This window comes from Mobilicoccus caccae (assembly GCF_030161635.1).
Taxonomy (GTDB): domain Bacteria; phylum Actinomycetota; class Actinomycetes; order Actinomycetales; family Dermatophilaceae; genus Mobilicoccus; species Mobilicoccus caccae.
The window spans coordinates 3,151,933-3,175,628 of the sequence record NZ_BSUO01000001.1 but is presented as its reverse complement, the minus strand read 5'-3'; the positions used below and the strand labels follow the sequence as shown (position 1 = coordinate 3,175,628).

General features: G+C 70.4%; 23 protein-coding genes, 1 tRNA gene and 2 pseudogenes. 14 read left to right on the top strand and 12 right to left on the bottom strand.

Annotated features, from left to right (window positions below; translation table 11 throughout):
• Positions 1 to 6 precede the first annotated feature (6 nt).
• Positions 7 to 177, bottom strand: coding sequence for a hypothetical protein (locus QQK49_RS15575; RefSeq protein ID WP_284304724.1), 171 nt, complete (start codon positions 175 to 177; stop codon positions 7 to 9).
• Between the two features lie 186 nt (positions 178 to 363).
• Entirely contained in the window at positions 364 to 1,002 is a 639-nt protein-coding gene (gene upp, locus QQK49_RS15570) for a uracil phosphoribosyltransferase (RefSeq protein ID WP_284304723.1), read from the bottom strand.
• A 16-nt stretch (positions 1,003 to 1,018) separates the two neighbouring features.
• Between upp and QQK49_RS15565 the strand changes: the two genes are divergently transcribed.
• The 8 genes and pseudogenes from QQK49_RS15565 (at position 1,019) to QQK49_RS15525 (ending at position 8,461) form a co-directional block, all read left to right on the top strand.
• Positions 1,019 to 1,519, top strand: a complete 501-nt coding sequence (locus QQK49_RS15565; protein WP_431310543.1) for a nucleoside deaminase — start codon at positions 1,019 to 1,021, stop codon at positions 1,517 to 1,519.
• A 312-nt stretch (positions 1,520 to 1,831) separates the two neighbouring features.
• A tRNA-Ser gene (locus tag QQK49_RS15560) sits at positions 1,832 to 1,921 on the top strand.
• Between the two features lie 206 nt (positions 1,922 to 2,127).
• Positions 2,128 to 3,395 (top strand): annotated as a pseudogene (locus QQK49_RS15555) (ABC transporter substrate-binding protein).
• A gap of 14 nt (positions 3,396 to 3,409) precedes the next feature.
• Positions 3,410 to 4,351: a carbohydrate ABC transporter permease gene (locus QQK49_RS15545; RefSeq protein ID WP_284304722.1), complete on the top strand. Its 942-nt coding sequence runs from the start codon at positions 3,410 to 3,412 to the stop codon at positions 4,349 to 4,351.
• A complete protein-coding gene (locus tag QQK49_RS15540) occupies positions 4,348 to 5,232 on the top strand; it encodes a carbohydrate ABC transporter permease (RefSeq protein WP_284304721.1) in 885 nt (294 codons plus the stop codon). Before QQK49_RS15545 ends, QQK49_RS15540 begins: the two co-directional genes overlap by 4 nt.
• A complete protein-coding gene (locus QQK49_RS15535) occupies positions 5,229 to 6,947 on the top strand; it encodes an alpha-glucosidase (protein WP_284304720.1) in 1,719 nt (572 codons plus the stop codon). Before QQK49_RS15540 ends, QQK49_RS15535 begins: the two co-directional genes overlap by 4 nt.
• Positions 6,948 to 7,046: 99 nt before the next feature.
• The gene (locus tag QQK49_RS15530) at positions 7,047 to 7,994 is read left to right on the top strand and encodes a sigma-70 family RNA polymerase sigma factor (RefSeq protein ID WP_284304719.1); all 948 of its coding nucleotides are present in this window, start codon (positions 7,047 to 7,049) and stop codon (positions 7,992 to 7,994) included.
• The gene (locus QQK49_RS15525) at positions 7,994 to 8,461 is read left to right on the top strand and encodes a carboxymuconolactone decarboxylase family protein (RefSeq protein WP_284304718.1); all 468 of its coding nucleotides are present in this window, start codon (positions 7,994 to 7,996) and stop codon (positions 8,459 to 8,461) included. The genes QQK49_RS15530 and QQK49_RS15525 overlap by 1 nt, the downstream gene beginning before the upstream one ends.
• 320 nt (positions 8,462 to 8,781) lie before the next feature.
• Here the strand turns inward: QQK49_RS15525 and QQK49_RS15520 are convergent, their stop codons facing one another.
• Both QQK49_RS15520 and QQK49_RS15515 read right to left on the bottom strand, forming a co-directional pair.
• Positions 8,782 to 9,171, bottom strand: a complete 390-nt coding sequence (locus tag QQK49_RS15520) for a type II toxin-antitoxin system VapC family toxin (protein ID WP_284304717.1) — start codon at positions 9,169 to 9,171, stop codon at positions 8,782 to 8,784.
• On the bottom strand, positions 9,168 to 9,389 hold the full coding sequence (locus QQK49_RS15515; protein WP_284304716.1) for a type II toxin-antitoxin system Phd/YefM family antitoxin: 222 nt from the start codon (positions 9,387 to 9,389) through the stop codon (positions 9,168 to 9,170). The genes QQK49_RS15520 and QQK49_RS15515 overlap by 4 nt, the downstream gene beginning before the upstream one ends.
• Positions 9,390 to 9,465: 76 nt before the next feature.
• Between QQK49_RS15515 and QQK49_RS15510 the strand changes: the two genes are divergently transcribed.
• Positions 9,466 to 10,185, top strand: coding sequence for an alpha/beta fold hydrolase (locus QQK49_RS15510; RefSeq protein ID WP_284304715.1), 720 nt, complete (start codon positions 9,466 to 9,468; stop codon positions 10,183 to 10,185).
• A 17-nt stretch (positions 10,186 to 10,202) separates the two neighbouring features.
• Here QQK49_RS15510 and QQK49_RS15505 read toward each other — a convergent pair whose 3' ends face one another.
• The 7 genes and pseudogenes from QQK49_RS15505 to QQK49_RS15475 all read right to left on the bottom strand — a co-directional run bounded on the left by QQK49_RS15505 (position 10,203) and on the right by QQK49_RS15475 (position 18,199).
• A complete protein-coding gene (locus QQK49_RS15505; protein WP_284304714.1) occupies positions 10,203 to 11,021 on the bottom strand; it encodes a sirohydrochlorin chelatase in 819 nt (272 codons plus the stop codon).
• Positions 11,018 to 11,965: a sulfite exporter TauE/SafE family protein gene (locus tag QQK49_RS15500; protein ID WP_284304713.1), complete on the bottom strand. Its 948-nt coding sequence runs from the start codon at positions 11,963 to 11,965 to the stop codon at positions 11,018 to 11,020. Before QQK49_RS15500 ends, QQK49_RS15505 begins: the two co-directional genes overlap by 4 nt.
• Complete coding sequence (gene cobA / locus QQK49_RS15495; protein ID WP_284304712.1) at positions 11,962 to 13,338, bottom strand: uroporphyrinogen-III C-methyltransferase; 1,377 nt, start codon at positions 13,336 to 13,338, stop codon at positions 11,962 to 11,964. The genes QQK49_RS15500 and cobA overlap by 4 nt, the downstream gene beginning before the upstream one ends.
• A complete protein-coding gene (locus QQK49_RS15490) occupies positions 13,335 to 14,702 on the bottom strand; it encodes a sulfate adenylyltransferase subunit 1 (protein WP_284304711.1) in 1,368 nt (455 codons plus the stop codon). Before QQK49_RS15490 ends, cobA begins: the two co-directional genes overlap by 4 nt.
• Positions 14,702 to 15,667, bottom strand: coding sequence for a sulfate adenylyltransferase subunit CysD (cysD, locus tag QQK49_RS15485; protein ID WP_284304710.1), 966 nt, complete (start codon positions 15,665 to 15,667; stop codon positions 14,702 to 14,704). Before cysD ends, QQK49_RS15490 begins: the two co-directional genes overlap by 1 nt.
• Positions 15,667 to 16,488, bottom strand: a complete 822-nt coding sequence (locus QQK49_RS15480; RefSeq protein ID WP_284304709.1) for a phosphoadenylyl-sulfate reductase — start codon at positions 16,486 to 16,488, stop codon at positions 15,667 to 15,669. The genes cysD and QQK49_RS15480 overlap by 1 nt, the downstream gene beginning before the upstream one ends.
• 2 nt (positions 16,489 to 16,490) lie before the next feature.
• A pseudogene (locus QQK49_RS15475) lies at positions 16,491 to 18,199 on the bottom strand (nitrite/sulfite reductase).
• A 443-nt stretch (positions 18,200 to 18,642) separates the two neighbouring features.
• Here QQK49_RS15475 and QQK49_RS15470 point away from each other — a divergent pair.
• Together QQK49_RS15470 and QQK49_RS15465 are read left to right on the top strand one after the other, a co-directional pair.
• Positions 18,643 to 19,860: an MFS transporter gene (locus QQK49_RS15470; RefSeq protein WP_284304708.1), complete on the top strand. Its 1,218-nt coding sequence runs from the start codon at positions 18,643 to 18,645 to the stop codon at positions 19,858 to 19,860.
• Positions 19,857 to 20,003, top strand: a complete 147-nt coding sequence (locus tag QQK49_RS15465) for a hypothetical protein (RefSeq protein ID WP_284304707.1) — start codon at positions 19,857 to 19,859, stop codon at positions 20,001 to 20,003. Before QQK49_RS15470 ends, QQK49_RS15465 begins: the two co-directional genes overlap by 4 nt.
• Positions 20,004 to 20,007: 4 nt before the next feature.
• Here the strand turns inward: QQK49_RS15465 and QQK49_RS15460 are convergent, their stop codons facing one another.
• The gene (locus QQK49_RS15460; RefSeq protein ID WP_284304706.1) at positions 20,008 to 20,700 is read right to left on the bottom strand and encodes an IclR family transcriptional regulator; all 693 of its coding nucleotides are present in this window, start codon (positions 20,698 to 20,700) and stop codon (positions 20,008 to 20,010) included.
• A gap of 233 nt (positions 20,701 to 20,933) precedes the next feature.
• On the opposite strand from QQK49_RS15460, the gene QQK49_RS15455 reads away from it, so the two are divergent.
• From QQK49_RS15455 to QQK49_RS15445, 3 genes are all read left to right on the top strand, one after another.
• Complete coding sequence (locus tag QQK49_RS15455; protein ID WP_284304705.1) at positions 20,934 to 21,608, top strand: MBL fold metallo-hydrolase; 675 nt, start codon at positions 20,934 to 20,936, stop codon at positions 21,606 to 21,608.
• A complete protein-coding gene (locus QQK49_RS15450; RefSeq protein ID WP_284304704.1) occupies positions 21,605 to 21,892 on the top strand; it encodes a hypothetical protein in 288 nt (95 codons plus the stop codon). The genes QQK49_RS15455 and QQK49_RS15450 overlap by 4 nt, the downstream gene beginning before the upstream one ends.
• Before the next feature lie 154 nt (positions 21,893 to 22,046).
• Positions 22,047 to 23,588 carry an FAD-dependent monooxygenase gene (locus QQK49_RS15445; protein ID WP_284304703.1) on the top strand — a complete coding sequence of 514 codons (1,542 nt, stop codon included), beginning with the start codon at positions 22,047 to 22,049 and terminating at the stop codon, positions 23,586 to 23,588.
• Positions 23,589 to 23,696: the final 108 nt, after the last annotated feature.

Here is a 23,696-nt window from a genome sequence, read left to right as displayed (position 1 = left end):
CGGGACTCAGCCGCCCAGCAGCCGATCGAAGAAGACGGCGATGGCGTTGAAGCCGTTGAGGATGATCTCCCAGATGGTCAACACGAGGTCGGCGGCCCGGTTCGGCGAGGTGAAGATCGCCCACAGCACGAAGATCCAGAAGATCCACGTGAAAATCCTCTTGATCGAGTGGGGCATCGATCTCCTCTTTCACGGATGCGGCGGGCTCGCAGGCGGGGTCGGGCGACGGTGGGGTGGACGACACCCGGTGTCATCGAACCACATCGGGCGGGCAAGGCCGGTCACCGAGTCTCCGGCGCGCCGATGAGACATTCCGCCCACCCGTCCGGAGCCGCCCTCGGTCGGCCCACGCCGCCGCCGAGGTCAGACGACGCCGTAGAGCCGGTCGCCGGCGTCGCCGAGGCCCGGGACGATGTAGCCGCGCTCGTCGAGCCGCTCGTCGATGGCGCCCACGACCAGCGTGACGGGGATGCCGAGCTGGTCGGCCGCCGCACGGACCGTCTCGATGCCCTCGGGGGCGGCGATGAGGCAGACGGTGGTGATGTCGTCGGCGCCCAGGTCGCGCAGGAACTCGAAGGCCATGACGAGGGTGTGGCCGGTGGCGAGCATCGGGTCGATGACGAACACCTGACGGCCGGTCAGGGTGTCGGGCAGCCGGTTGGCGTACGCGCTGACCTCGAGGGTCTCCTCGTCGCGGACCATGCCGAGGAACCCGACCTCGGCGCTCGGCAGCAGCCGGGTCATGCCCTCGAGCATGCCCAGCCCGGCCCGCAGGATCGGGATGATGACCGGCTTGGGCTTGGACAACTTGATGCCGGTGGTGGGGGCCACGGGCGTGCGGATCTCGAACGGCTCCACACGGACCTCGCGGGTCGCCTCGTACGCCAGCAGGGTGACGAGCTCTTCGGCGAGGCGCCGGAAGGTGGGGGAGTCGGTGCGCTCGTCGCGCAGGTAGGTGAGCTTGTGGTTGATGAGTGGGTGATCGGCCACGTGGACGCGCATGGGGGAAACTTAGCGGGTGACCGACGCCTCCATGCCCGCCCCTCCCGGCCGCGCCGTCGGCGGAGTGTCGGAGTTCGGCCCGTGGATCGAGGAGTCGCTGCGGTTGGCGACGGAGTGCCTGCGCGCCGGGGACGTCCCGGTGGGCGCCGTGGTGGTCGATGCGGCGGGGCAGGTCGTCGGTCGCGGTCGCAACGTGCGTGAGGAGTGCGGCGACCCCACCGGGCACGCTGAGGTCCATGCACTGCGGGACGCGGCGCGGGCGCGGGGGTCCTGGCGCCTGGACGGATGCACCCTGGTCGTCACGCTCGAACCGTGCGTCATGTGCGCCGGTGCGCTGTTGCAGGCCCGGGTCGACCGCGTCGTCTTCGGGGCGTGGGACGTGAAGGCCGGCGCGTGCGGCTCCGTGTGGGATCTCGTGCGCGACCCGCGGGCGCTGCACCGCGTGGAGGTGGTGGGTGGGGTGCAGGAGGAACGTTGCGCGGCCCTTCTCCATGACTTCTTCGCCGGACGCCGCTGACACCGAGCACCGAGCGGGACTATAAAGGCTGCCTACCTAGTCACTGTCCGCGCATCGTCGCAGGTGGCGGGGTTGCGCCAGGCGCAGATGCACGGTCTGGCGCGCGTTACCCTCCCGCTTGGTGCTCGCTACATCTCCTCGGTGGTGCCGGGTCGCCTGCGACGAGGTGGCCGGGCCACGCGGCCGGTGGCGGTGATGGCCTCGACGGCGTCGGTCAGCACGAAGCCGAGGACGCCAGGTGCGCCTTCGCCGACGCCGCATGTGAGCGGCCGGATTTCGCCGGTCCGTTCACGCTCTTGTAAGGTTGCCCGCGGTAGCGTGTCCGAGCGGCCAAAGGAGCACGCCTCGAAAGCGTGTGTGGGGGCAACTCCACCGTGGGTTCGAATCCCACCGCTACCGCCACTGCATGTCAGGCACGGTCAGGCCCGAACCCACGCACGAGGGGTTCGGGCCTTCGCCATGTTCCTTCCCCCGTCATTCCGACATTTCGCGGATCGGCGGGACTAGGCTCGGCGACGGTCCACGGGCTGTCGTGGGTCTCGATCGCACCGGCGCGGCGCCCGCCCCTCGTGGTGGCGTTCTCCCGGCGCCCGGACCGTGAGGCGCGGATGGCGAGGCGACGAAGTACCCGGCGATCGGCCGGTGCGGTGGCGGTGGCTCTCCTGGCGGTGCTGCCCGCCGCGTGTGGTCTGCCCTCGACGGGTGGCCAGGGTGGGGTCGTCGAGCTGGAGTTCTTCCAGTTCAAGAGCGAGGCGATCGCCGACTTCCAGGAGCTGGTGGACAAGTTCAACGCCGAGAATCCCGGGATCCGGGTCGTCCAGAACGACTCGCCCGACGCCGAGACGGCCATCCGGGTCCGCCTCGTCAAGAACGACGTCCCCGACGTCATGGCACTCAACGTCAACGGGCCGTTCGCCGAACTGGCGCAGGCCGACGTCTTTCGCGACTTCTCCTCCGATCCCGTGCTGACGAACGTCAGCGACGGGTCGCTCAAGGTGATGACCGACCTGGGGACGGCGGTGGAGGGGCAGGTCCCCGGCGTGCCGTACACGATGAGCGCCGGCGGCATCATCTACAACAAGGATCTCTTCGCCGAGCACGACATCGAACCGCCGACCACGTGGGAGGAGTTCGTCGCGGCGTGCGAGAAGCTCAAGGCCGCCGGCGTCACGCCCATCCAGGGCACCCTCAAGGAGGCATGGACGGCGCTGCCCTCGTTCAACGGTCTCGTCGGTCCGTCGGTGGGGCCGGACTTCTGGGAGAAGCGGGCCGCCAAGCAGACGTCGTTCGGCCAGGCGTGGGCCGAACCGATGGCGCGTCAGGCGCAGTTGTACTCCTACGCGCAGAAGAATCTGTTCTCCACCGACTACGACATGGGCAACGAGGCCTTCGCCAAGGGGAGGCCGCGATGCTGCCGCAGGGAAGCTGGGCCATCCCCGTCATCCGCGGCTTCGAACCCGGCTTCGAGATCGGCGTGTTCCCCTACCCGGTGGCGAAGAACGCCGACGAGCAGGTCCTCACCTCCGGCGTCGACGTGACGCTGACGATGGTCAAGGACGCGCCGCACCCGCAGGAGTCGATGAAGTTCATCGAATTCCTCATGCGCGAGGACAACGTCGAGGCGTTCACGAAGGCGCAGAGTGCGGTGCCCACGCTGGAGGGGGTCGAGCCCTCCGAGAAGGCGCTCGTCGATCTCATGCCGTACTACGAGAACGACCGGCTCATCGGATTCATCGATCTGCACATCCCACCGTCGGTGGGACTCGAGCCGTATCTGCATCAGGCGCGCATCGACGGGGACACCGAGGGGTTCCTCACCACACTCGACCAGGAATGGGACAAGGTCGCTGAGCGACGCTCGCCCCGTCGGCAGTGAAGGGGGCCTCGATCATGAGTTCCATCGAGAAGACTTCTCCGGAGACACCGTCGGAGGCGAGCGCTCACCCCGCACGCGCCAAGCGTTCGAGGTCCCGTATCGCACCGGTGTACCTGTGGATGATCGCCCCGGCGTTCGTCCTGTTCTTCGTCTTCCACACGATCCCCGTCCTGCAGGGCGTGTACTACTCGTTCACCGACTCCGCCGGCTATGGGTCCCACGAGTTCGTCGGGCTGCACAACTACATCAATCTGTTCCGCGACAGCCGCGTCCTCGACGCCTACGGCTTCACGTTCAAGTTCGCGATCGCCGCCACGGTCCTCGTCAACGCCATCGCGCTCGCCATCGCCCTGGGCCTCAACGCCAAGATCAAACTGCAGGCGACCCTGCGGGCCGTGTTCTTCCTGCCCAACGTGCTCGCGATCCTCATCGTGGGCTACGTCTTCAGCTTCATCTTCGCCAACACCGTGCCGTGGCTCGGGCAGCGCATCGGCAGCGAGACGTTGAGCGAGAACCTGCTGACGAGCCCCGATCACGCGTGGCTCGTCATCCTCTTCGTCACCGTGTGGCAGGCCGTGGCCTTCAACGTCCTCATCTACCTGGCCGGTCTGCAGACCGTGCCGGCCGAGGTGTACGAGGCGGCCACGGTGGACGGCGCGGGGGAGTGGCGCAAGTTCACGAGCCTGACGTTCCCCCTGATCCTGCCGTTCTTCACGATCAACATGGTCCTGTCCCTCAAGGGATTCCTGCAGGTCTTCGACCAGATCATCGCCCTGACCAACGGCGGCCCGGGAGATGCGACGACCTCCGTGGCCATGCTGATCTACAAGGGCGGATTCCAGGGCGGTGAGTTCGCCTACCAGAGCGCGAACGCCGTCGTGTACTTCGTCGTCATCGTCATCGTCTCGATGACGCAGCTACGGTTCCTCCAGAGCCGGGAGAGTGACATCGGATGAGCACCGTGACGACACCCCCGACGACGGACGAGAACCCGACCCGAGAGCCGAAGCGCCGAAATCGCGACCGGTCGACGAACTGGCCGGTGACGATCATCATGGTCGTCCTGTCGCTCAGCGTGCTGGCGCCCTTGTACTTCGCGGTCGTCACCTCGCTCAAGACGCCCCAGGAGCTCGGCGGATCGGGATTCGGTCTGCCCGCCGCCCCGCAATGGCAGAACTACCGCACCGCCTGGGACCTTGTGGACTTTCCGCTGACGGTGATGAACAGCCTCATCATCACCGCCGGCGCCGTGATCCTCACCCTGCTCACCAATTCGATGGTCGCCTACGCCATCGCGCGCAACCTCGATCGAAAGCTCTTCAAGGGGCTGTACTTCTACTTCATCTCCGCGTTGTTCGTGCCGTTCCCCATCATCATGCTACCGGTGGTCAAGCAGACGGCGCTGCTGGGCATGGACAACCGGTGGGGGTTGATCTTCCTCTACACGGTGTACGGGTTGAGCTTCAACATCTTTCTCTACGTCGGGTACATCAAGTCGCTGCCGCGCGATCTGGAGGAGGCGGCCCTGATCGACGGGGCCTCGACGTGGACGACGTTCTGGAAGGTCATCTTTCCGCTGCTCGGGCCCATGAACGCCACGGTCGGCATCCTCACGGCCTTGTGGGCGTGGAACGACTTCATGCTCCCGCTCGTCGTGCTCTCCGACCCCGATCAGCGCACCCTGCCACTGGCGCAGTTCGTCTTCCAGGGGCAGTTCAGCACCGACTATCCGGCTGCGTTCGCCTCCTACCTCATGGCTCTCGCGCCCCTGGTCATCGTGTACGTGTTCGCCCAACGTTGGATCATCTCCGGAGTCATGCGAGGCTCGGGTAAATGAGCACCGATCAGAGCATCGAGCCCGACTGGTGGAAGAGCGCGGTCGTCTACCAGATCTATCCGCGCAGCTTCGCCGACTCGAACGGCGATGGGGTGGGCGACATCCCCGGCATCCTGTCCAGGCTCGACCACGTGGCGAGCCTGGGCGTCGACGTCGTGTGGCTCTCGCCGGTGTACCGCTCGCCGATGGACGACAACGGCTACGACATCAGCGACTACGAGGACGTCGACCCGCTGTTCGGGTCGCTGGCCGATCTCGACGCGCTGATCGCCGGTCTGCACGAGCGCGGGATCAAGCTCGTCATGGACCTCGTGGTCAACCACACCTCCGACGAGCACGCCTGGTTCGTCGAGAGCCGCAGTTCGCGCGAGTCGCCCAAGCGGGACTGGTACTGGTGGCGACCGGCCCGCGAGGGTGCGGTCGCCGGGCAGCCGGGGGCGGAGCCGACCAACTGGGCGTCGTTCTTCTCGGGCCCGGCCTGGCACTGGGACGAGGCCACCGGCGAGTACTACCTGCACCTGTTCAGCCGCAAGCAGCCCGACCTCAACTGGGAGAACCCCGAGGTCAGGCAGGCGGTGTACGCGATGATGCGGCGCTGGCTGGACCGGGGGGTCGACGGGTTCAGGATGGACGTGGTCAACCTCCTGTCCAAGGACGTCGGCGCGGACGGGTCACTGCGGGACGGCGAAGCACTGCCGGGGCAGGCGCTCGGCGACGGCACACCGTTCTATATGGGCGGCCCGCGGATCCACGAGTTCCTCCACGAGATGCACATGGAGGTCTTCGCCGGGCGTGACGGGGCGTTCCTCACCGTGGGGGAGATGCCGGGGGTGACGATCGAGCAGGCGCGGCTGTTCACCGATGCCGAGCGCCGCGAGGTCGACATGGTGTTCCAGTTCGAGCACGTCGACCTGGACTCCGGACCGGCCGGCAAGTTCGACCTCGCGCCGATGGACCTGGTCGAGCTCAAGACGAGCCTGAACCGGTGGCAGGAGGGGCTGGCCGACGTCGGCTGGAACAGCTTGTATTGGAACAACCATGACCAGCCGCGCGCGGTGAGCAGGTTCGGCGACGACTCACCGCAGTGGCGGACGCTGTCGGCCAAGGCCCTCGGCACGGTGCTGCACCTGCACCGAGGCACGCCGTACGTGTATCAGGGCGAGGAGATCGGCATGGCGAACATGCCCTTCACCTCCGACACCGAGCTGCGCGACATCGAGTCGATCCGCCATCTCGCCGACGTCGCCGCCCGGCACGAGGACACGGATGCGGCGTGGCAGGGCGTTCTCGTCAAGGGCCGCGACAACGCCCGGACCCCGATGCAGTGGGACGCGAGCACGAACGCCGGGTTCACCACCGGGGATCCGTGGCTCGGGGTCAACCCGGACCACGCGAGTGTCAACGTCGCCGCCCAGCAGGACGACCCAGATTCGGTGCTCGCGCACTATCGCCGGCTGGTGGCGCTGCGTCACGACGAGCCGGTCGTCGCGCACGGCGACTTCACGATGCTACTGCCCGAGCACCCGCGGCTCTACGTGTTCACGCGCGATCACGACGGCGTCGAGCTGCTGGTCGTGGCCAACCTCTGCAGTGAGGACACCGAGATCGGGATCGAGGGCTGGGACGACGCCGAGGTCCTGCTCGGCACCTACCAAGACCCCCGCGGCGCGTCAGGAATCCTGCGCCCGTGGGAGGCCACGGTCCTGCGCCGCTGAGGCGGCAGTGAGCCGACGACGGGTGGTCCGTGTGACCTTTCGTGCGCCTGATCCGTCATCCCCGTGACGAGGAGCGATCGACGGAGGAAGGTGGGCACCATGGTGAGTCTGGCGTCAGGCACCGACGACCTCGCCGCGGCGTTCGAGGAACACCGCGGCCGGCTGGAGGGTGTCGCCGTGCGGATGCTCGGGTCGCGCACGGATGCCCAGGACGCGCTGCAGGAGGCGTGGCTGCGTCTGTCCCGCCAGGACGTGGACGGCATCGACAACCTTGCGGGCTGGCTGACGACGGTCGTCGGACGGGTCTGCATCGACGTGCTGCGCGCCCGCAGGAGCCGGAGCGCGATGCCGTTCGACGAGCTCCCGGAGCTGGTCGTGGTCGAGGACGAGGGGCAGGCGCCCGAGGACGAGGCGGTGCTCGCGGAGTCCGTCGGGCTGGCGATGCTCGTCGTGCTGCAGACGCTCACCCCGGCCGAGCGGCTCGCGTTCGTGCTGCACGACGTGTTCGCGGTGCCGTTCGCCGAGATCGGGCAGATCCTCGGTCGGTCGGGTGACGCCACGAAGATGCTGGCGAGCCGGGCCCGGAGCAAGGTCCGGGGGACGGAGCCGCCGGGTCGCGGCCGGGCCGAGCGGGCCGTCGTCACGGCGTTCCTCGCGGCGGCGCGGGAGGGTGACTTCGCGGGGTTGCTCGCGGTCCTCGACCCCGACGTGACCCTGCGCATCGACACCCCGCGCGGCTCGAGCGTGCGCCTCGGCGCGACGGAGGTCGCAGCCGTCGCCGAGCGCGGTGCCCGCGGCGGGGCGATGGGCTTTGCGGCGATCGTCGACGGGGTTCCCGGCGTGGTGTTCCGGAGCAAGGACGGCCGGGCGTTCGGCGTCATGGGCTGCACCGTCGTCGAGGGGCGGATCGTGGAGATCGTCTCGATCAACGACCGCGCGCGGGTGCTGGCGGCCGGGGTGCGGGATCGTCCGCCGAGAGGTGACGGTGTGACCACTGTGGCCGGGCTGCCGTCAAGGGGGTACCACCCGCAACCAAGGAGAACGTGATGGAAGCCCGACTCGACCCCTTCACCCACGACACCCTCAAGCGCATCCTCCCGCACGTCATCTCGGCCGGCCGGGCCGCGAGCGGCGCACTGCCCGAGCGCATCGCCGAGCTGGTCAACATCCGCGCCAGCCAGATCAACGGTTGCGGCGCCTGCCTCGACATGCACGTCAAAGAGGCCCTCCACGCCGGCGAGACCCCGCTGCGCGTCACCCTCGTCGGGGCCTGGCGCGAGACCAGCGTCTTCACCGACCAGGAGCGCGCCGCCCTCGCGCTCACCGAGGAGGGCACCCGCCTGGCCGACAGCACCGGCGTCGGCGACGAGACCTGGTCGGACGCCGCGCGTCACTTCGACGACGCCGAGCTGGGTGCCCTCGTCGCCCAGATCGCCCTCATCAACACCTTCAACCGCTTCAACGTCATGACCCGGCAGCAGGGCGGCCACTACGAGGTGGGCCAGTTCGCCTGAGTCACCACGTAGCGTGCAAGCCCCCGACAGCCCCCGACATCAACGGATGCCGGGGGCGCGGTGTGGCGAGAGGTGCTGCGTCGCCGCAGGATTCAGCGCCAGGCGCCGATCTGATCGACGAACTGGTCACCTGAGGGTCGAGGCGGCTCACGACGTCCGCGATGACCGGCTCGAACTCGACCGGGACCCGATCACGGCTCGCGCCGGACGCGATCGTCCCGTCCGGGGCCGGCGACTCGTACGGATCGCGCATCGGTCCTCCTCTCGGACACCTCTCCTGACACGCGCGGGCACCGCGGTGCGGCGGCCGGGACCCACTGTCACCAGGTGAGCAAGGTGGGAGCAGGGAGGCCGAGGAACGCGCTGTCGACGGTGACGAGGACTGCGTTCTCGTGGATAGCGACGCTGGCGAGAAGCCGGTCGAAGGGGTCCCGGTGAGCCCAAGGCATGCTGCCGGCGGTGGTGGTGTGAGGACCAGTGAGGGGTACCTCGACCGCGCCGATGTCCTCGAGGCGGCGAGGCCAGGCCTGGACGACCCCCACGTCGGGAAGCTTGCCGATGCGGGTCTTCGTCGCGATCTCCATCGCTGAGACCGCTGACACGAGCAGGTTCGCCCCAGGATCGGCGAGGGTCTCACGAACGTGGCTCGGGACGCGCTCAGGCTGCCCGAGAAGCCAGAGCAAGACGTGCGTGTCGAGCAGGTACTTCACTCCCACTCCGCCAGCTCGTCGTCGCTCAACGGAGCGTGGAAGTCGTCGGGCACCTCGAACCGCATCGTCCCGAACGTTCGTGGTGGCGGCGCGACCGCGGGCACCAGCCGGGCCACTGGCTGCTTGCCCCGGAGGATCGTCACTTCGTGCCCCGCTTCCACCTCGGTGAGGATTCGAGAGAGGTGGGTCTTGGCGGACTGCACCGTGTGCGTGCTCATACAGCTAGTCTGGTTGACCAGGTTTGGTTGGTCAACCCCGTTCCGCCTGTACGCCGCCTCGCTGAGAGCGCCACCGGTGCAGGACAATCGGGATGAGCGTGAAGTCCCAGCCACCAGGAGGGTTCATGGAGTCGACCAGAACGTCCTCGTCGACCCGCCGGGGCTCGGCCTGAGCGAGCCGCTCACGCGGGTCAGCGACATCGCGGGCGCCGCCGACGCCGCCATCGACCTGCTCGCCGGCCTCGGCGTCGAGGGGCCGGTCGACTGGGTCGGCAACGCGTTCGGCGGGCACGTCGGGTTCGCGCTCGGCGCACGACCCGGCGTCCTCCGCAGCCTGGTCGCCGTCAGCTCACCGACCCAGGCCGTCGCCGGTCCGCTGCGCGCCCGGATCAGACTCCTGCTCCCGATCCTCCGGGCGGCGGGGCCGGTCGGACCGGTGCGCTCGGCGATCCTCTCGACGATGCTCACCGACGCCTCCGCCGCTCGCGAACCCATCCTGCGGGTCGTGGAGGAAGCCCTGGCCCGGCCTACCCGCCACAGCCTGGCCCTGGCGGTGCAGTCGTTCAGCCTCAACCGGATCGACGTCACCGCCGGGCTGGTGGACCTGCGCGTGCCCAGCCTCTTCGTCGCCTCCGACAACCGCGGTGACTGGACGCCCGAGGACGCCGCTGCGGCGGCCGCACTCGCTCCACGCGCCGACCTGGTCACCATCGGCGCAGCGCGGACCCTCGTCCTGCTCGCGCAGCCGGAGGCCCTGGCACGTCAGATCCGCCAGGTCTGGGAGCGGTCGGCCTGACCCCCATCGGGCAGGCGTCAGAGCGCCTGGCGGTAGCGACGCAGAACGAGGTTCACGAGGCTCGGGTGGGTGGCCAGCGGGCCGGTCGCGACCCCGCCGATCTCGACGGCCACGCGGGCGGCCTTCTCCAGGAAGAACCCCGGCGCGAGCAAATGTGCGGCGACGACGATCCCGCCGCGTTCGCTGCCGTGGGTCGTCGGTGCCGGATCGGTGCGGGTGGTGTCGGAGGTCGATGTCGCCCAACCAGAGACCACGTCCTCCGGTCGAGGTCCAGGACCGCTGAGGAATGCGGGCTCCACCGGGATGCCGAGCTTTTCCTGCACGAGCCGTGCCACCTCCGCGACCTCCTCACGCGCCGCCGCGACACCGGACCCGGCGGCGGCGAGGACGACCGCGCGCGGCGTCGGGTCGGCCTCCAGGATCCGCCCGGTCAAGGCCTCGACGACCTCCGGTTCGGCGCCCAGGGCGGGAGTGACCACGGCCGCGTCCGTGCTCGAATCGGCTCCCCCTGACTCGAACCGCCTCTCATCGGAGGCGGTTCGAGCCGGGGTCATGGCGGCGACGGCCGAGGGCACGTCGTACCGCACGTGATAGCCACGGGACAGGAAGAACGGGACGACGACCGGCGCCGCAGTGCCCCCACCCTGCCCCGCCGCCCCGCCCGCCTCGACGAGCGAGGCAAGGACCTCGGCGAGTGTCGGTCCGCACACGTCGACGTAGCCGACGCGGTGCTCGACGCCGAGGAGAGCGGCGGCGCGGGCGGCGACCTGTTCCACGACCGCGCGGCCGTCGGGGTTCTCGGTGCCGTGTGCCGCCAGGACGAGCGGACGGGTCATCCGACCGGCTCGTTCAGGGGCCGGGCGCTGGATGCCGGCTCCGACTCCTCTCGGTCCGAGACGACGACGTCTCCACGACGCACCGCCACCGCGTGCCGCGTCGCCGTGATCGCCACGAGCACGAGGCAGCCGGCGATCGTCACGAGGTGGAGCAGCTGCGCGAGCGGACCGGCGACCCCGATCACCGCCAGCGCAGGGCCGAGGTTGAGGGCGACGATCAGCGTGCCGACCGTGACCCCGAGGATCTGCGCCGGCAGCCGCCCGGCGAGCAGCGCCGCGATCGGCGCCGCCAGCACGCCGCCGAGCATCAGCGCCAGGATCGTGCCCCACTGCAGGCCGGTCAGTCCGAGACCGAGGACGAAACCGACGCTGGCACAGACGGTCACGACGAACTCCGACGCCGACACCGACCCGATGACCTTGCGCGGCGGGACCGGGCCCGTGGACAGCAGGGCCGAGGTGACCACCGGGCCCCAGCCGCCTCCGCCGGTGGCGTTGACGAACCCGCCGACCAGCCCGAGCGGGCCGAGGAATCGGCGTTGCGCCGCCCACGCCGCTCCGGCGGGTTGGCTGCCGGGACGTCGGGTGGCGAAGCGCAGGATGACCCCCGCTCCGAGCACGATGAGGAGGACGGCCATGACCGGCCTCGCCGCTGCGGTGGACAGCGACGACAGCACCATCGCCCCCACCAACGACCCGATCCCGCCGGGCAGCGCGAGCCGGCGCACGATCCGCCAGTCGACGTTGCCGACCCGCCAGTGACTCGCGCCGGAGGTGAGCGTGGTGCCCAGTTGGGCGAAGTTGACCGAGGCGCTGGCCAGCGCGGGCGCGAACCCCGCGGTGAGCAGCAGGCTCGTGGCCGTGATGCCGTACCCCATCCCCAGGGCGCCGTCGACGAGTTGCGCCCCGAAGCCGGCGAGCGCGGACAGGAGGTGGTCGATCATGCTGCTCCCTCCGAGCCTTCACGACGCGCTCGGGCATGAGCGCGGGAGGTGACGGGCCTGCTCGCGCCGCCGGTCAGCGCACCGGTCCACCCGTGCGCCAGGGTGACGACGTCACCGACCACGACGACCGCCGGCGAACGCACGCCCGCGGCCTCCGCACGGTCGGCGATGTCGGCCAGCGTGCCCAGCGTCACGCGCTGGTCGGCGGTCCATCCGCGTTCGACGATCGCGAGGGGCGTCGAGGCCGCGCGACCGTGCTCCCGCAGGAGAGCGACGGTCCGGTGCAGGGTGGCGACGCCCATGAGCAGCACCACCGTGTGGTCCCCGCCGGTCGGCAGGTGGGGGATGTCGTCGTGTCCGGTGACGACCGTGAAGCCCCGCGCCAGGCCCCGGTGGGTCACCGGGATTCCCGCCGCGGCGGGAACCGAGACGGCGCTCGTGATGCCGGGGACGACCTCGACGGGCAGACCCGCGGCCTCGCACTCGAGGCGTTCCTCCCCGCCGCGTCCGAGCACGTAGGGATCCCCGCCCTTGAGCCGCACGACGCCGTGTCCGGCGCGGGCCTGCTCGACGAGGATGCGGTTGATCCGGTCCTGGGGGACGGGGTGGTGGTCGGGGCGTTTGCCCACGTCGATGATGCGGACGTCCTCGGGTAGCGCCTCGAGCACGGAGTGCGGCACGAGCCGGTCGGTGACGACGACGTCCGCACCGGCCAGCAACTGCATCGCCCGCCCGGTGAGGAGGTCCGCGTCACCGGGGCCGGCGCCGACCAGCGCCACCCAACCGCCACGAGCGCGACGCGCCCGCAGGTCGACGACGCCGGAGGACAGGTGTGCGGCCGCGCTCCTCGCGAGGTGGGTCTGGAGTTCGTCGCGCACGTGCGCGGCCCGGCGCGGGTCGTCGGCGGCGTGGACGGCGACGCGCACCGGTCCGGCGGCGGTGGGCACGGTCCCGCGTGCGGGGACGCGTGCGCTGCCGGTGGTCGCCGAACCCGCTGCGATGCACCAGATCCGGTGAGCCTCGGCGTCCGCCGCCACCTGGGCGTCGACCACCGGATCACCGGTGGCGACGTGCACCAACCAGGCGCCGTCGAGGTCGGTGTTCCCGGCATAGGGCCGGGAGGTCCAGCTCAGGGCCGCATCGGCGTGAACGTCGCTGTCCTCACCGTTCACGAGCGAACTCAGCGACGGGTCGAGTTCGGGGGCGATGACCTCCACCCGCGCACCCTCGGCGAGCAGATCCCGCACTCGCCGCGCCGTGACGCGCCCACCACCGACGGCGACGACCCGACGCCCCGCCAGAGACAGGCCGAACAGCACGGGAGCTGCGGCGTCGGCACCTGCCGGCGGCAGGGAGTGCGTGGCCGTGCTCACGGCGATTCCTCGCTGGTGGGGCTGCGCAGCTCCGCGCCGACCATGCCTGCGGCCAAGGTGGTGCCGTCCTGCGGGTCGAGCACGAGGAACGACCCACCGTCGCGGGAGAGGGCGTACTCCTCCAGCGGCAGCGGCTCGGCGAGGGCGACCGACACCCGGACGAGATCGTTGAGCCCCGCCTCCTGCGCCGGGCCGACCTCCAGCGATCCGACGTCGAGACGCTCCTCGATCGTCGAGATCCGCGCGCGCACGGTACGGGTGCCGTGCTTGACGAGCACCCGGGCACCGGGCCGGAGGGGCGACTGGGCGAGCCAGCACAGCACGGCGTCGGTGCTGCTCACCGGGGTCGGGGCCGAGGTCCCGGCAGCGATGAGGTCGCCCCGGGAGACGTCGACCTGGTCGGTCAGCCGCAGCGTGACCGACAGGGGAGCCTCCGCCTGCTCGACGGAGACACCGCCGCGGTCGATGCCGGTGACCGTGGTGCGGCGGCCCGAGGAGGAGACGACGACCTCGTCACCGACCCGCACGACACCCGAGGCGACGTGGCCCGCGTACCCGCGGTAGTCGACGAACGCCGGGTCGATCGCCCCGTGCTGCGGGCGGATGACGAGCTGCACCGGAAAGCGCATCGGCTCGTCGACCTCGTTCTCGGCCGGCAGGGTCTCCAGCAGATCCAGCAGCGTGGGCCCGGTGTACCAGGGGGTGCGCGCCGACGGCTCGACGACGTTGTCGCCGTGCAGCGCCGAGAGCGGCACGATCGAGACGTCGGGCAGCCGCAGGACCTCACCGAGGGCGGCGAGGTCGGCCACGACGGCGCGGTGCACGGCCTCGGCGTCCTCGACCAGGTCGATCTTGTTGAGCGCCACCACGACGTGCGGCACCCGCAACAGCGCGACGACCGCGAGGTGGCGCCGGGTCTGCTCGACGACCCCGTGCCGCGCGTCGACGAGGACGACGACGACGTCGGCGGTCGAGGCTCCGGTGACGGTGTTGCGCGTGTACTGCACGTGCCCGGGGCAGTCGGCCAGGACGAACGAGCGGCGCGGGGTGGCGAAGTAGCGGTAGGCCACGTCGATGGTGATGCCCTGCTCGCGCTCGGCCCGCAGGCCGTCGGTGAGCAACGCCAGGTCGGCCAGTTCGCCCGTCCACCCGCGTCGGCGGCTGACCGCCTCGACCGCGGCCATCTGGTCGGCGAGGACGGACTTGGTGTCGTGGAGGAGTCGACCCACCAGCGTCGACTTGCCGTCGTCCACCGATCCGGCGGTCGCCAGGCGCAGCAGCGTGGGCGTTTCCTCGAGGAACGGCGCCGCGTCGGGGAGGTCGCCGGTCAGGTCGTGCGTGTGGGGCTGGGTCTGGGTGCTCATCAGAAGTACCCCTCCTTCTTCCGGTCCTCCATGGCCGCCTCGGACAGGCGGTCGTCGGCGCGGGTGGCGCCGCGTTCGGTGATGGTCGTCGCGGCGACCTCGGCGATGACGTCCTCGACGTCGACCGCCACCGACTCCACGGCGCCGGTGCACGACATGTCGCCGACCGTGCGGTAGCGCACCATTCGTGTGCTCACCTGCTCGTTCGCGCGCGGTGTCGTCCACGGGCCGGGCGTGAGCAGCATCCCGTCACGCTCGAAGACCTCGCGCTCGTGGGCGTAGTAGAGGCCCGGCAGCTCGATGCCCTCGCGGGCGATGTAGCGCCAGACGTCGAGCTCGGTCCAGTTGGACAGCGGGAACACCCGGACGTGCTCGCCGGGACGGTGGCGGGTGTTGTAGAGCCGCCACAGCTCGGGACGCTGGTTCTTGGGGTCCCACTGGCCGAAGGAGTCGCGCAGGCTGACCACCCGCTCCTTGGCGCGGGCCTTGTCCTCGTCGCGGCGGCCTCCGCCGAAGACACCGTCGAAGCGGTGCTCCTCGATGGCGTCGAGCAGCGGCATGGTCTGCAGCGGGTTGCGGGTGCCGTCGGCGCGCTCCTTGAGGCGGCCGTCGTCGAGGTAGTCCTGCACGCTCGCCACACGCAGCTCGATGCCGAGCCGCTCGACGGTCGCGTCGCGATAGGCGAGGACCTCGGGGAAGTTGTGGCCGGTGTCGACGTGCAGCACGGGGAAGGGGATCCGGGCCGGCCACATCGCCTTGGCCGCCAGGTGCAGCATGACCACGGAGTCCTTGCCGCCCGAGAAGAGCAGCACCGGCCGCTCGAGCTCGGCGACGACCTCGCGGATGATGTGGATGGACTCGCTCTCCAGGGTGTCCAGGAGGTCGTGCGCAGGGGGCGCGACCGGCGCCGGCTGCGGGGTGTGCTGCGCCTCGGTGGGCCATGTGCGCTGGGCCGTGGTCGTCATCAGGACTCCTCGGTCGTCGTGCTGTCGGGGGTGGTGTCGGCGGCGGTCGAGCCGGCCGGGTGCAGGCCGCACTCGGTCTTGGCGAACCCGGCCCAGCGGCCGGCGCGCGGGTCCTCGCCGGGAGCCACCGGACGGGTGCACGGCGCGCAGCCGATGCTCGGGTAGCCCTGGCCCAGCAGCGGATTCACCGGCAGGAGTTCACGCTCGGAGAAGCTCAGCAGGTCGTCGAAGCTCCACGTGGCCAGGGGGTTGATCTTGACCAGGCCGAAAGACTCGTCGTAGGTCACCAACGGGGTGTCGGCGCGCGTCGGGCCCTCTTCGCGGCGGACCCCGGTGACCCATGCGTCGTAGCCGGCCAGCGTGCGGCGCAGCGGCTCGATCTTGCGCAGTGCGCAGCAGAGGCCGGGGTCACGGTCGTGCAACCTCGGGCCGTGCTCGGCGTCCTGCTCGGCGACGGTGCGCTCGGGGAGCACGTCGACGATCGTGACGTCGAGGCTGTCGGCGACCTTGTCGCGGGTCTGGATCGTCTCGGGAAAGTGGTAGCCGGTCTCGAGGAACAGCACGTCCACCCCGGGCACGTGCTGGGCGACGACGTGCGGGAGGACGGCGTCGGCCATCGAGCAGGCGACCGCGAGGGAGTCGGCGAACTGCGTCGCCGCCCAGCTCAGCACGGCCTCACTGAGCAGGTACGGCGGCAGGTCGCCGGTGGCGTCCAGCTCGGCGAAGTGCGCCGAGGCGCGCTCGGCGAGCTGCCGCAACCGGCTCGCCCGCTCCTCGGCCGTCTCGGTCGTTCGGGTCTCGGTCTGGGGCTCGGTCGACACGCTCACTGCAGCTCCTCGTCATCGGCGCGGTGGGCCCAGGCGGCGAAGGTCTCGCCCGATGCGCGGGTCTCGGCGTACCGGCGGACGACGCGCTCGACGTAGTCGGGCAGGTCGGAAGCGGTGACCTTGAGTCCGCGGACCGTTCGTCCGAGCTCGGGTTCGTCGTGGTCGACGGTGGCGAGGCCGCCGCCGAGGTGGACCTGGAATCCGGGCACCTGCGCGCCGTCGTCGGTGGTGACGATCTGGCCCTTGAGGCCGATGTCGGCGGTCTGGATACGGGCGCAGGAGTTCGGGCATCCGTTGAGGTGCAACGTGATCGGGTGCTCCAGCAGCGGCTCGATGTCGGTGAGGCGGCGCTCCAGCTCGGCCACGGCCCACTCGGCGGTGTCCTTGGTGTCGACGATCGCCAGCTTGCAGAACTCGATGCCCGTGCAGGCCATGGTCGTGCGACGGAACAGGCTGGGCCGGGCGGTCAGGCCCAGCTCCTCGAGCCCGTCGACCAGCTCCTCGACCCGCTCGGCCGGGACTCCGAGCACCACCAGCTTCTGGAACGCGGTCAGCCGCACACCGTCGGAGCCGGTGCGTTCCACCAGGTCGCCGAGCCGGGTGAGCAGGTCGCCGCCGACGCGGCCGACGGTCGGCGCCGCGCCCACGTAGAAGCGCCCGTCCTTCTGGGGGTGGACGCCGACGTGGTCGCCGGGGCTGGTCGGGCGTGCCGGGGCCGGGCCGTCGGGCAGGGCGTAGCCGAGGTACTCGGTCTCGAGCACCTCACGGAACCGCTCGGTGCCCCACTCGGCGAGCAGGAACTTGAGGCGCGCCTTGTTGCGCAGCCGGCGGTAGCCGTAGTCGCGGAAGATGCGCACGACTCCGTGCCACACCTCGGCGGCCTGGTCCTCGCGGACGAACGCCCCGAGCCGCTCGGCCAGCCGCGGCGTGGTCGACAGCGCGCCGCCCACCCACACGTCGTACCCCGGCCCGAACTCGGGGTGCACGACCCCGACGAGCGAGACGTCGTTGATCTCGTGGACCACGTCCAGGCTCGGGTGGCCGGTGATGGCGGTCTTGAACTTGCGGGGGAGGTTGGCCAGCTCCGGGTCGCCGATGAAGCGTTCCTTGATCTCGGCGATGACCGGCGTCGGGTCGATGATCTCGTCGGCGGCGACGCCCGCGACGGGGCTGCCGAGGAATCCGCGGGGGTGTCGCCGCAGGCCGTGGTGGTCTCCAGGCCGACGCTCGCCAGGCGGCGCCAGATCTCGGGGACGTCTTCGATCTCGACCCAGTGGTACTGGATGTTCTCCCGATCGCTGATGTCAGCGGTGCCGCGGGCGAGGTCGGTGGAGATCCCGCCGAGCACACGCAACGCGTCCGCGTTCAGCACGGCGCCGTCGGTGCGCACGCGCAACATGAAGTAGCGGTCCTCGAGCTCGTGCGGCTCCAACTTGGCGGTGCGCCCGCCGTCGATGCCCGGTTTGCGCTGGGTATAGAGACCCCACCAGCGGAATCTGCCGTGCAGGTCGTCGGTGGGGATGGAGTCGAACCCCTGCTTGGCGTAGATCGTCTCGATGCGCTCGCGGACGTTGAGCCCGTTGTCGGCGGCCTTGAAGACCTCGTTGGCGTTGAGGGGCTCGGTGCCGTCGACGGCCCACTGGCCCTGCGGCTTGCCGGAGCGGGAGGGGCGCACGCGGGTGGGCGTGGGGGCATGCGTGGTCATGGCGGAATCGCACCTTTTCGTGGGGAGTTCAGAGGCGTGTCATGGGAGTCGGGCATGACGAGGTCTTCCGGCTCGCGCAGCGAGCGGCCCTCGGGCAGAAGGGGATCGGGGTGGGGTCAGCGACAGGCGCGCATCAGCATGCTGCTGGTGCGCTGTAGGTCGAGCTCATAGCGCCGCGTCAGCGGGCGACCCCGGGAATCCATGCCTCTCATAATGCACGCTTATCGCAGGCATCACAAACTGTTAGCACCTGAGGCTTTCCACGGCGAAAGTCGTGTGACCGTTCATCGAGCTCGCAGGCCCGCTCGTCGCCCCACGGGCCGGTGGGTCTATCGGGTGCGCACCCCCGACCCCTACCTTTCACGCACGCTGATTACCGACGCCGTGTTCGGTAATAGAACCGACGTCATGTGTGCACAGCGATGTGCGCCGAAAGGACGAGGATGTCTTCGACGCATCACTCCGACTCCACCGAGCCGGACATCTACCTCGACGCCAACGCCCCCACGACCTCCCCCTCGGAGTACCGACGGGTCGCCATGGCCACGATGATCGGGACGACCATCGAGTGGTACGACTTCTTCATCTACGCCAACATGGCGGCGCTGCTGTTCGGGCAGCTCTTCTTCAGCGGGCTGGGTGAGTGGGGTCTGCTGGCCTCCTTCGCCACGGTCGGCGTGGCCTTCTTCTTCCGCCCGGCCGGGGCGATCGCCATGGGGTACGTGGGTGACCGCTGGGGCCGCCGCATCGTCCTCGTGTTCACCCTCGGGCTCATGGGGATCGCCACCACGGCCGTCGGGCTCCTGCCGACCACACAACAGATCGGCGTCCTCGCCCCGATCCTGCTCATCGTCCTGCGCTGCCTCCAGGGCTTCTCCGCCGGTGGTGAGTGGGGTGGCGCCGCGATGCTCGCCGTGGAGCACGCCCCGCACGGGCAGCGCGGCAAGTTCGGTGCCTACCCGCAGATCGGCGTGCCGCTCGGCATGCTGCTCGCCACGATCTTCCTCACCGTCCTGACGACGGTCCTCGGCAAGGAGGCCTTCGACGCCTGGGGCTGGCGCCTCCCGTTCCTCTTCTCGTTCGTGCTCATCATCATCGGCTGGTGGATCCGTCGCCGGGTCGCGGAGTCCCCGGTCTTCGAGGAGCTCAAGGAGGCCCGCGAGCAGGCCACCGCGCCGCAGACCGAGCTGATGCGCAACAACTTCAAGGAGGTCGTCACCGCGGCCGCCTCGTTCATGGCGAACAACGCCTTCGGCTACATGCTCGTGGGCGGCTTCATCCTCGCCGTCGCCACCCGCGGTGGCCTCGCCCGCCCGTCGGTGCTCATGTGGGTGCTCGCCTCGGCGGCGCTGTGGGGCGTCACGACGATGGCCGCGGCGATCATGTCCGACCGCATCGGGCGCACCAAGACGTACAAGATCGGCTACGTCCTCATGGCGCTCGGGATGTTCCCGACGTTCTGGCTCGTCGCCGAGGGGTGCGGCAGCAGAGCGTCCTGCTCGTCGGCCTCGCGCTGCTGTGGATCGCCGTGCCCGAGGGGCTCACCTACGGGCCGCAGTCCGCGATGTTCGCCGAGATGTTCCCGGCCCGCATCCGGCTCTCCGGAGTCTCCCTGGCCTACGCGATCGGCGCCGTGTTCGGAGGCGCGTTCGCACCGATGATCGCGCAGTACATCACCCAGACCACGGGCAGCGTCGTCAACGTCGCGTGGTACCTGCTGCTCATCACCGCCATCAGTCTCGCGTCGATCTTCTTCATCAAGGACCGCTCGCAGGAGCCGCTGCACACGATGTCGGGGCACTGAGAGGTCAGGACACCTGCAGGCGGCGGAGGGTGTCGTCGATGCGTGCGCCGGTGCGGATCATCGCCGCCGCCACGGCCTGCTCGTCGGCGGCGCCCACCCACGAGGTCGCGAGGCCGGCCGGACTGCGGTGGCCCAGGAGCGGGACGGCGATCGCCGAGACCCCGTCGAGGACCTCGCCGTGGGACTGGGCCCACCCGCGGTCGCGCGCCTCGGTGGTGCGGGGATCCTCGCCGGTGCGGTAGGGGGCGTGCATGAGCACGGCGCGGCCCGGCGCGCCCCGGTCGACGGGGTGTCGCTGGCCGACCCGCAGGGTGAACATCGGCCCGGGGTCGGTGGGTTCGACGACCACGAGCGTGACGACCTCCGAGCCCGACTGCACGACGACGAACGTGGCGTACCCGAGTTCGTCGGCGAGCGAGCGGAGTTCGGGAGTGAGGATCGCGCCGAGGTCGGAGGCCACGCCCTGCCGGAGGGCGAGGAGCCCGAGGCCGAGGCGGTAGGCGTCACCACCCTCGCGGACGACGAAATCGCGATCCTCCAGGGTGCGCACCAGCCGGTACACGATCGATCGGTGTAGCTCGAGGGTGCGCGAGATCTGCGCCACCGTCAGTGGTGTCGAGGCGCGGCCGATGAGTTCGAGGATCATCAGCCCCCGGTCGAGGGTCTGCGATCGGGAGGTGGGCTTGTCGTCGGTCACCTCGGCGCTCCTTCCGGGTTCGAGACCGCGTCGTCCACGCGGTGCCGGGGGTCTTGCGCCGGAGGGTCGTCGCCCCTAGCGTTGTCGCAGTATAGAACGATCGTTTCGATAATCGAACCCCTTTCGTCGGCCTGGGCCTGACCGGCCCGCGCGGAACTCACGCCGAACGCCGGCCGGACTCAGCCAGAAGCGCACGCAGGACTCGCAGAACTCGCAGAACTCCAGGAGATGCCATGTCGAAGCCCTTCGCCTCCTCGGCCGACCTCGGTGAGAAGAGGCGCACCCTCGAGGTGCTCGCCGACGGCGTGTACGCCCTCACCGCCGAGGGCGACCCCAACATCGGCGCGATCGAGGGCGAGGACTTCCTCGTGTGCTTCGAGGCGCTCGCGACCCCCGCGGCCGCCCAGGAGTGGCTCGCCGAGCTGCGCGAACACACCGACAAGCCGGTCAAGTACCTGATCCTGTCGCACTACCACGCGGTGCGGGTGCTCGGCGCCGCCGCGTACGACGCGGAGATCATCGTCGCCCACGAGAACACGAAGAAGCTCATCGACGAGCGCGGGCAGGAGGACTGGGACAGCGAGTACGGCCGCATGCCGAGGCTGTTCAAGCATCCCGAGACGATCCCCGGACTCACCCACCCCACCGAGGTGTTCGCCGACGAGTACCGCATCGACCTCGGCGGGGATCGCGGCGAGCTCGTGCTCTCCTACTGCGGCCGCGGCCACACGGCCGGCGACATCGTCGCCTGGGTCGAGGGCCCAAGATCCTCTTCGCCGGCGACCTCGTCGAGGCCGAGGCCGCCCTCTACACCGGGGACGCGTTCCACCGCGACTGGTCGGGCGCGACGCTCGACGCCGTCAAGGCCTTCGGGGCCGAGCAGCTCATCGGCGGTCGGGGCGGCGTGACCCGCGGCCGCGACCAGGTCGACGCCGCCATCGAACAGACCCGCGACTTCATCGCCGTCATGCTGAGCGAGGTCGGCGCGGTCCACTCGGCCGGCGGCACCCTCAAGGAGGCGTTCGAGGCGACGCACGCCGCGCTCGCGCCCACGTACGGGCACTGGCCGATCTTCGAGCACTGCCTGCCCTTCGACGTGCAGCGCGTGTGGGACGAGCTGGACGGACTCGACTGGCCGCGCGTGTGGACCGCCGAGCGGGACCGCGAGGTCTGGGACCAGCTGCAGGGTTGACCGGTCGAGACGAGAGGGCACAGGACATGACTGACACCATGACCGACAACGGCGTCGGCATGACCTCGGTCGGCGGATCGGCAGGCTTCTCCGACCCGGTGATCGTCGTCGGCAACGGGCCGGTCGGGCAGACCGCCGCGCTCCTGCTGGCCGGGTGGGGGTTCCGGTCGTCCTCCTCGACGCCCGCCCCCAGCGCGACGCGGTCGGGTCCAAGGCGCTGTGCCAGCAGCGCGACGTCCTCGACATCTGGACGGCGGTGGGTGCCGGTGAGCAGATCGCGCGGGAGGGCCTCACGTGGACCCGCGCCCGCACGCTCTACCGCGACTCCGAACTGTTCTGTCAGGGCTTCGTCGACAAGGGGCGTTCCCCGTTCCCGCCGTTCGTCAACATCTCCCAGACCCGCACCGAGCAGATCCTCGACGAGCGCATCGCCGAGCAGCCACACATCGACGTGCGGTGGGGGCACCGGGTCGTCGGGGTGGAGCAGGACGCCTCGGGGGTGCGGTTGCGGTGCGCGGTCGACATCCAGACCGACGTCGCCGGCAGCGACCGGTTCGTGCAGGTCGACGGCTCCTTCGCCCTGGTGTGCTCCGGTGCACGCAGCGACACCCTGCGCGCCGAACTCGGCCTGAGTTTCGAGGGCAAGACCTTCAGCGATCAGTTCCTCATCTGCGACATACGCACCGACATGCCCGGCTGGGGGCAGGAGCGCCGCTTCTACTTCGACCCCGAGTGGAACCCGGGCCGGCAGGTGCTCATCCACCCGTGTCCGGACTCCACGTTCCGCATCGACTGGCAGGTGCCGCCGGAGTACGACATCGCCGACGAGGAGGCGAGCGGGGCGCTGGACGCGCGCATCCGGTCGGTGATCGGCGACCGCGACTACGAGATTGTGTGGAAGAGCCAGTACCGCTTCCACGCCCGCCAGGTCGATCGGATGCAGCTCGGGCGGGTGCTGGTCGCGGGCGACGCCGCGCACCTCGTCGCCCCCTTCGGAGCCCGGGGGCTCAACTCGGGGGTGCCCGATGCCGAGAACGCCGCGTGGAAGCTGGCGTTCGTCTGGCACGGCTGGGCGCCGGAGTCGCTGCTGGAGAGCTACCACGTCGAGCGGCACGCCGCGGCGGTGGAGAACCTCGAGGTCACCTCGGCGACGATGCGCTTCCTCGTGCCGCAGAACGAGCAGGAGTGGGTCGAGCGGCGCGAGATCCTCGAGGAGGCCCGCGTGCACGACGCGGCGCGGGCGCGGGTCGACTCCGGCCGCCTCGCCGAACCGTTCTGGTACGTCGACTCACCCCTGACGACGCCGAGCGGGCGTCGGGGGTTCGCCGGCCGCCCGCCCAAGGGTGAGGCTCCGGAACCGTCGCCCGGAGTGCTCGTGCCGGACGTCCCCGTCTCGGTGGAGGGGTTGAACGTCGGGCGTAGCCGCGAGCTGGCGCGGCTCGGGGTGACGGTGCTGGTCGGGGCGCAGACTCACGACCCGGCGGAGCTCGCCGAGCGGCTGGGCAGGGCCGTCGCGGCGCCGGTCGGGGTGCACTCTCTGGCGGCACCGGGATTCGCCGATCTGGCCGTCGCGCTGGACGCCGCTCCGGAGGAGGTCTGGGTGCTCCGACCCGACGCCCACATCGCGGCCGTCCTCATCTCCCCGAGCCCCGAAGACGTCGAGACCGCCGTCCGCCGCTCCCTCGGCGACGGGTGACGTGAAACTGCGGCTGTGCTCCTGCCATCGGGGGAGCACGGCCGCAGCATCGTGTGCAGGACGGGTGAACCGGGTGCACCCGGTGGGATGGGGACGCCGGAGCCGGAC

What these genes read in the sequence shown, in the direction of transcription:
- QQK49_RS15575 (WP_284304724.1), bottom strand. Translation starts at nt 177, where the DNA reads ATGCCCCACTCGATCAAGAGGATTTTCACGTGGATCTTCTGGATCTTC.
- upp (WP_284304723.1), bottom strand. Translation starts at nt 1,002, where the DNA reads ATGCGCGTCCACGTGGCCGATCACCCACTCATCAACCACAAGCTCACC.
- QQK49_RS15545 (WP_284304722.1), top strand. Translation starts at nt 3,410, where the DNA reads ATGAGTTCCATCGAGAAGACTTCTCCGGAGACACCGTCGGAGGCGAGC.
- QQK49_RS15540 (WP_284304721.1), top strand. Translation starts at nt 4,348, where the DNA reads ATGAGCACCGTGACGACACCCCCGACGACGGACGAGAACCCGACCCGA.
- QQK49_RS15535 (WP_284304720.1), top strand. Translation starts at nt 5,229, where the DNA reads ATGAGCACCGATCAGAGCATCGAGCCCGACTGGTGGAAGAGCGCGGTC.
- QQK49_RS15530 (WP_284304719.1), top strand. Translation starts at nt 7,047, where the DNA reads ATGGTGAGTCTGGCGTCAGGCACCGACGACCTCGCCGCGGCGTTCGAG.
- QQK49_RS15525 (WP_284304718.1), top strand. Translation starts at nt 7,994, where the DNA reads ATGGAAGCCCGACTCGACCCCTTCACCCACGACACCCTCAAGCGCATC.
- QQK49_RS15515 (WP_284304716.1), bottom strand. Translation starts at nt 9,389, where the DNA reads ATGAGCACGCACACGGTGCAGTCCGCCAAGACCCACCTCTCTCGAATC.
- QQK49_RS15505 (WP_284304714.1), bottom strand. Translation starts at nt 11,021, where the DNA reads ATGACCCGTCCGCTCGTCCTGGCGGCACACGGCACCGAGAACCCCGAC.
- QQK49_RS15500 (WP_284304713.1), bottom strand. Translation starts at nt 11,965, where the DNA reads ATGATCGACCACCTCCTGTCCGCGCTCGCCGGCTTCGGGGCGCAACTC.
- QQK49_RS15490 (WP_284304711.1), bottom strand. Translation starts at nt 14,702, where the DNA reads ATGAGCACCCAGACCCAGCCCCACACGCACGACCTGACCGGCGACCTC.
- cysD (WP_284304710.1), bottom strand. Translation starts at nt 15,667, where the DNA reads ATGACGACCACGGCCCAGCGCACATGGCCCACCGAGGCGCAGCACACC.
- QQK49_RS15470 (WP_284304708.1), top strand. Translation starts at nt 18,643, where the DNA reads ATGTCTTCGACGCATCACTCCGACTCCACCGAGCCGGACATCTACCTC.
- QQK49_RS15465 (WP_284304707.1), top strand. Translation starts at nt 19,857, where the DNA reads ATGATCGCGCAGTACATCACCCAGACCACGGGCAGCGTCGTCAACGTC.
- QQK49_RS15455 (WP_284304705.1), top strand. Translation starts at nt 20,934, where the DNA reads ATGTCGAAGCCCTTCGCCTCCTCGGCCGACCTCGGTGAGAAGAGGCGC.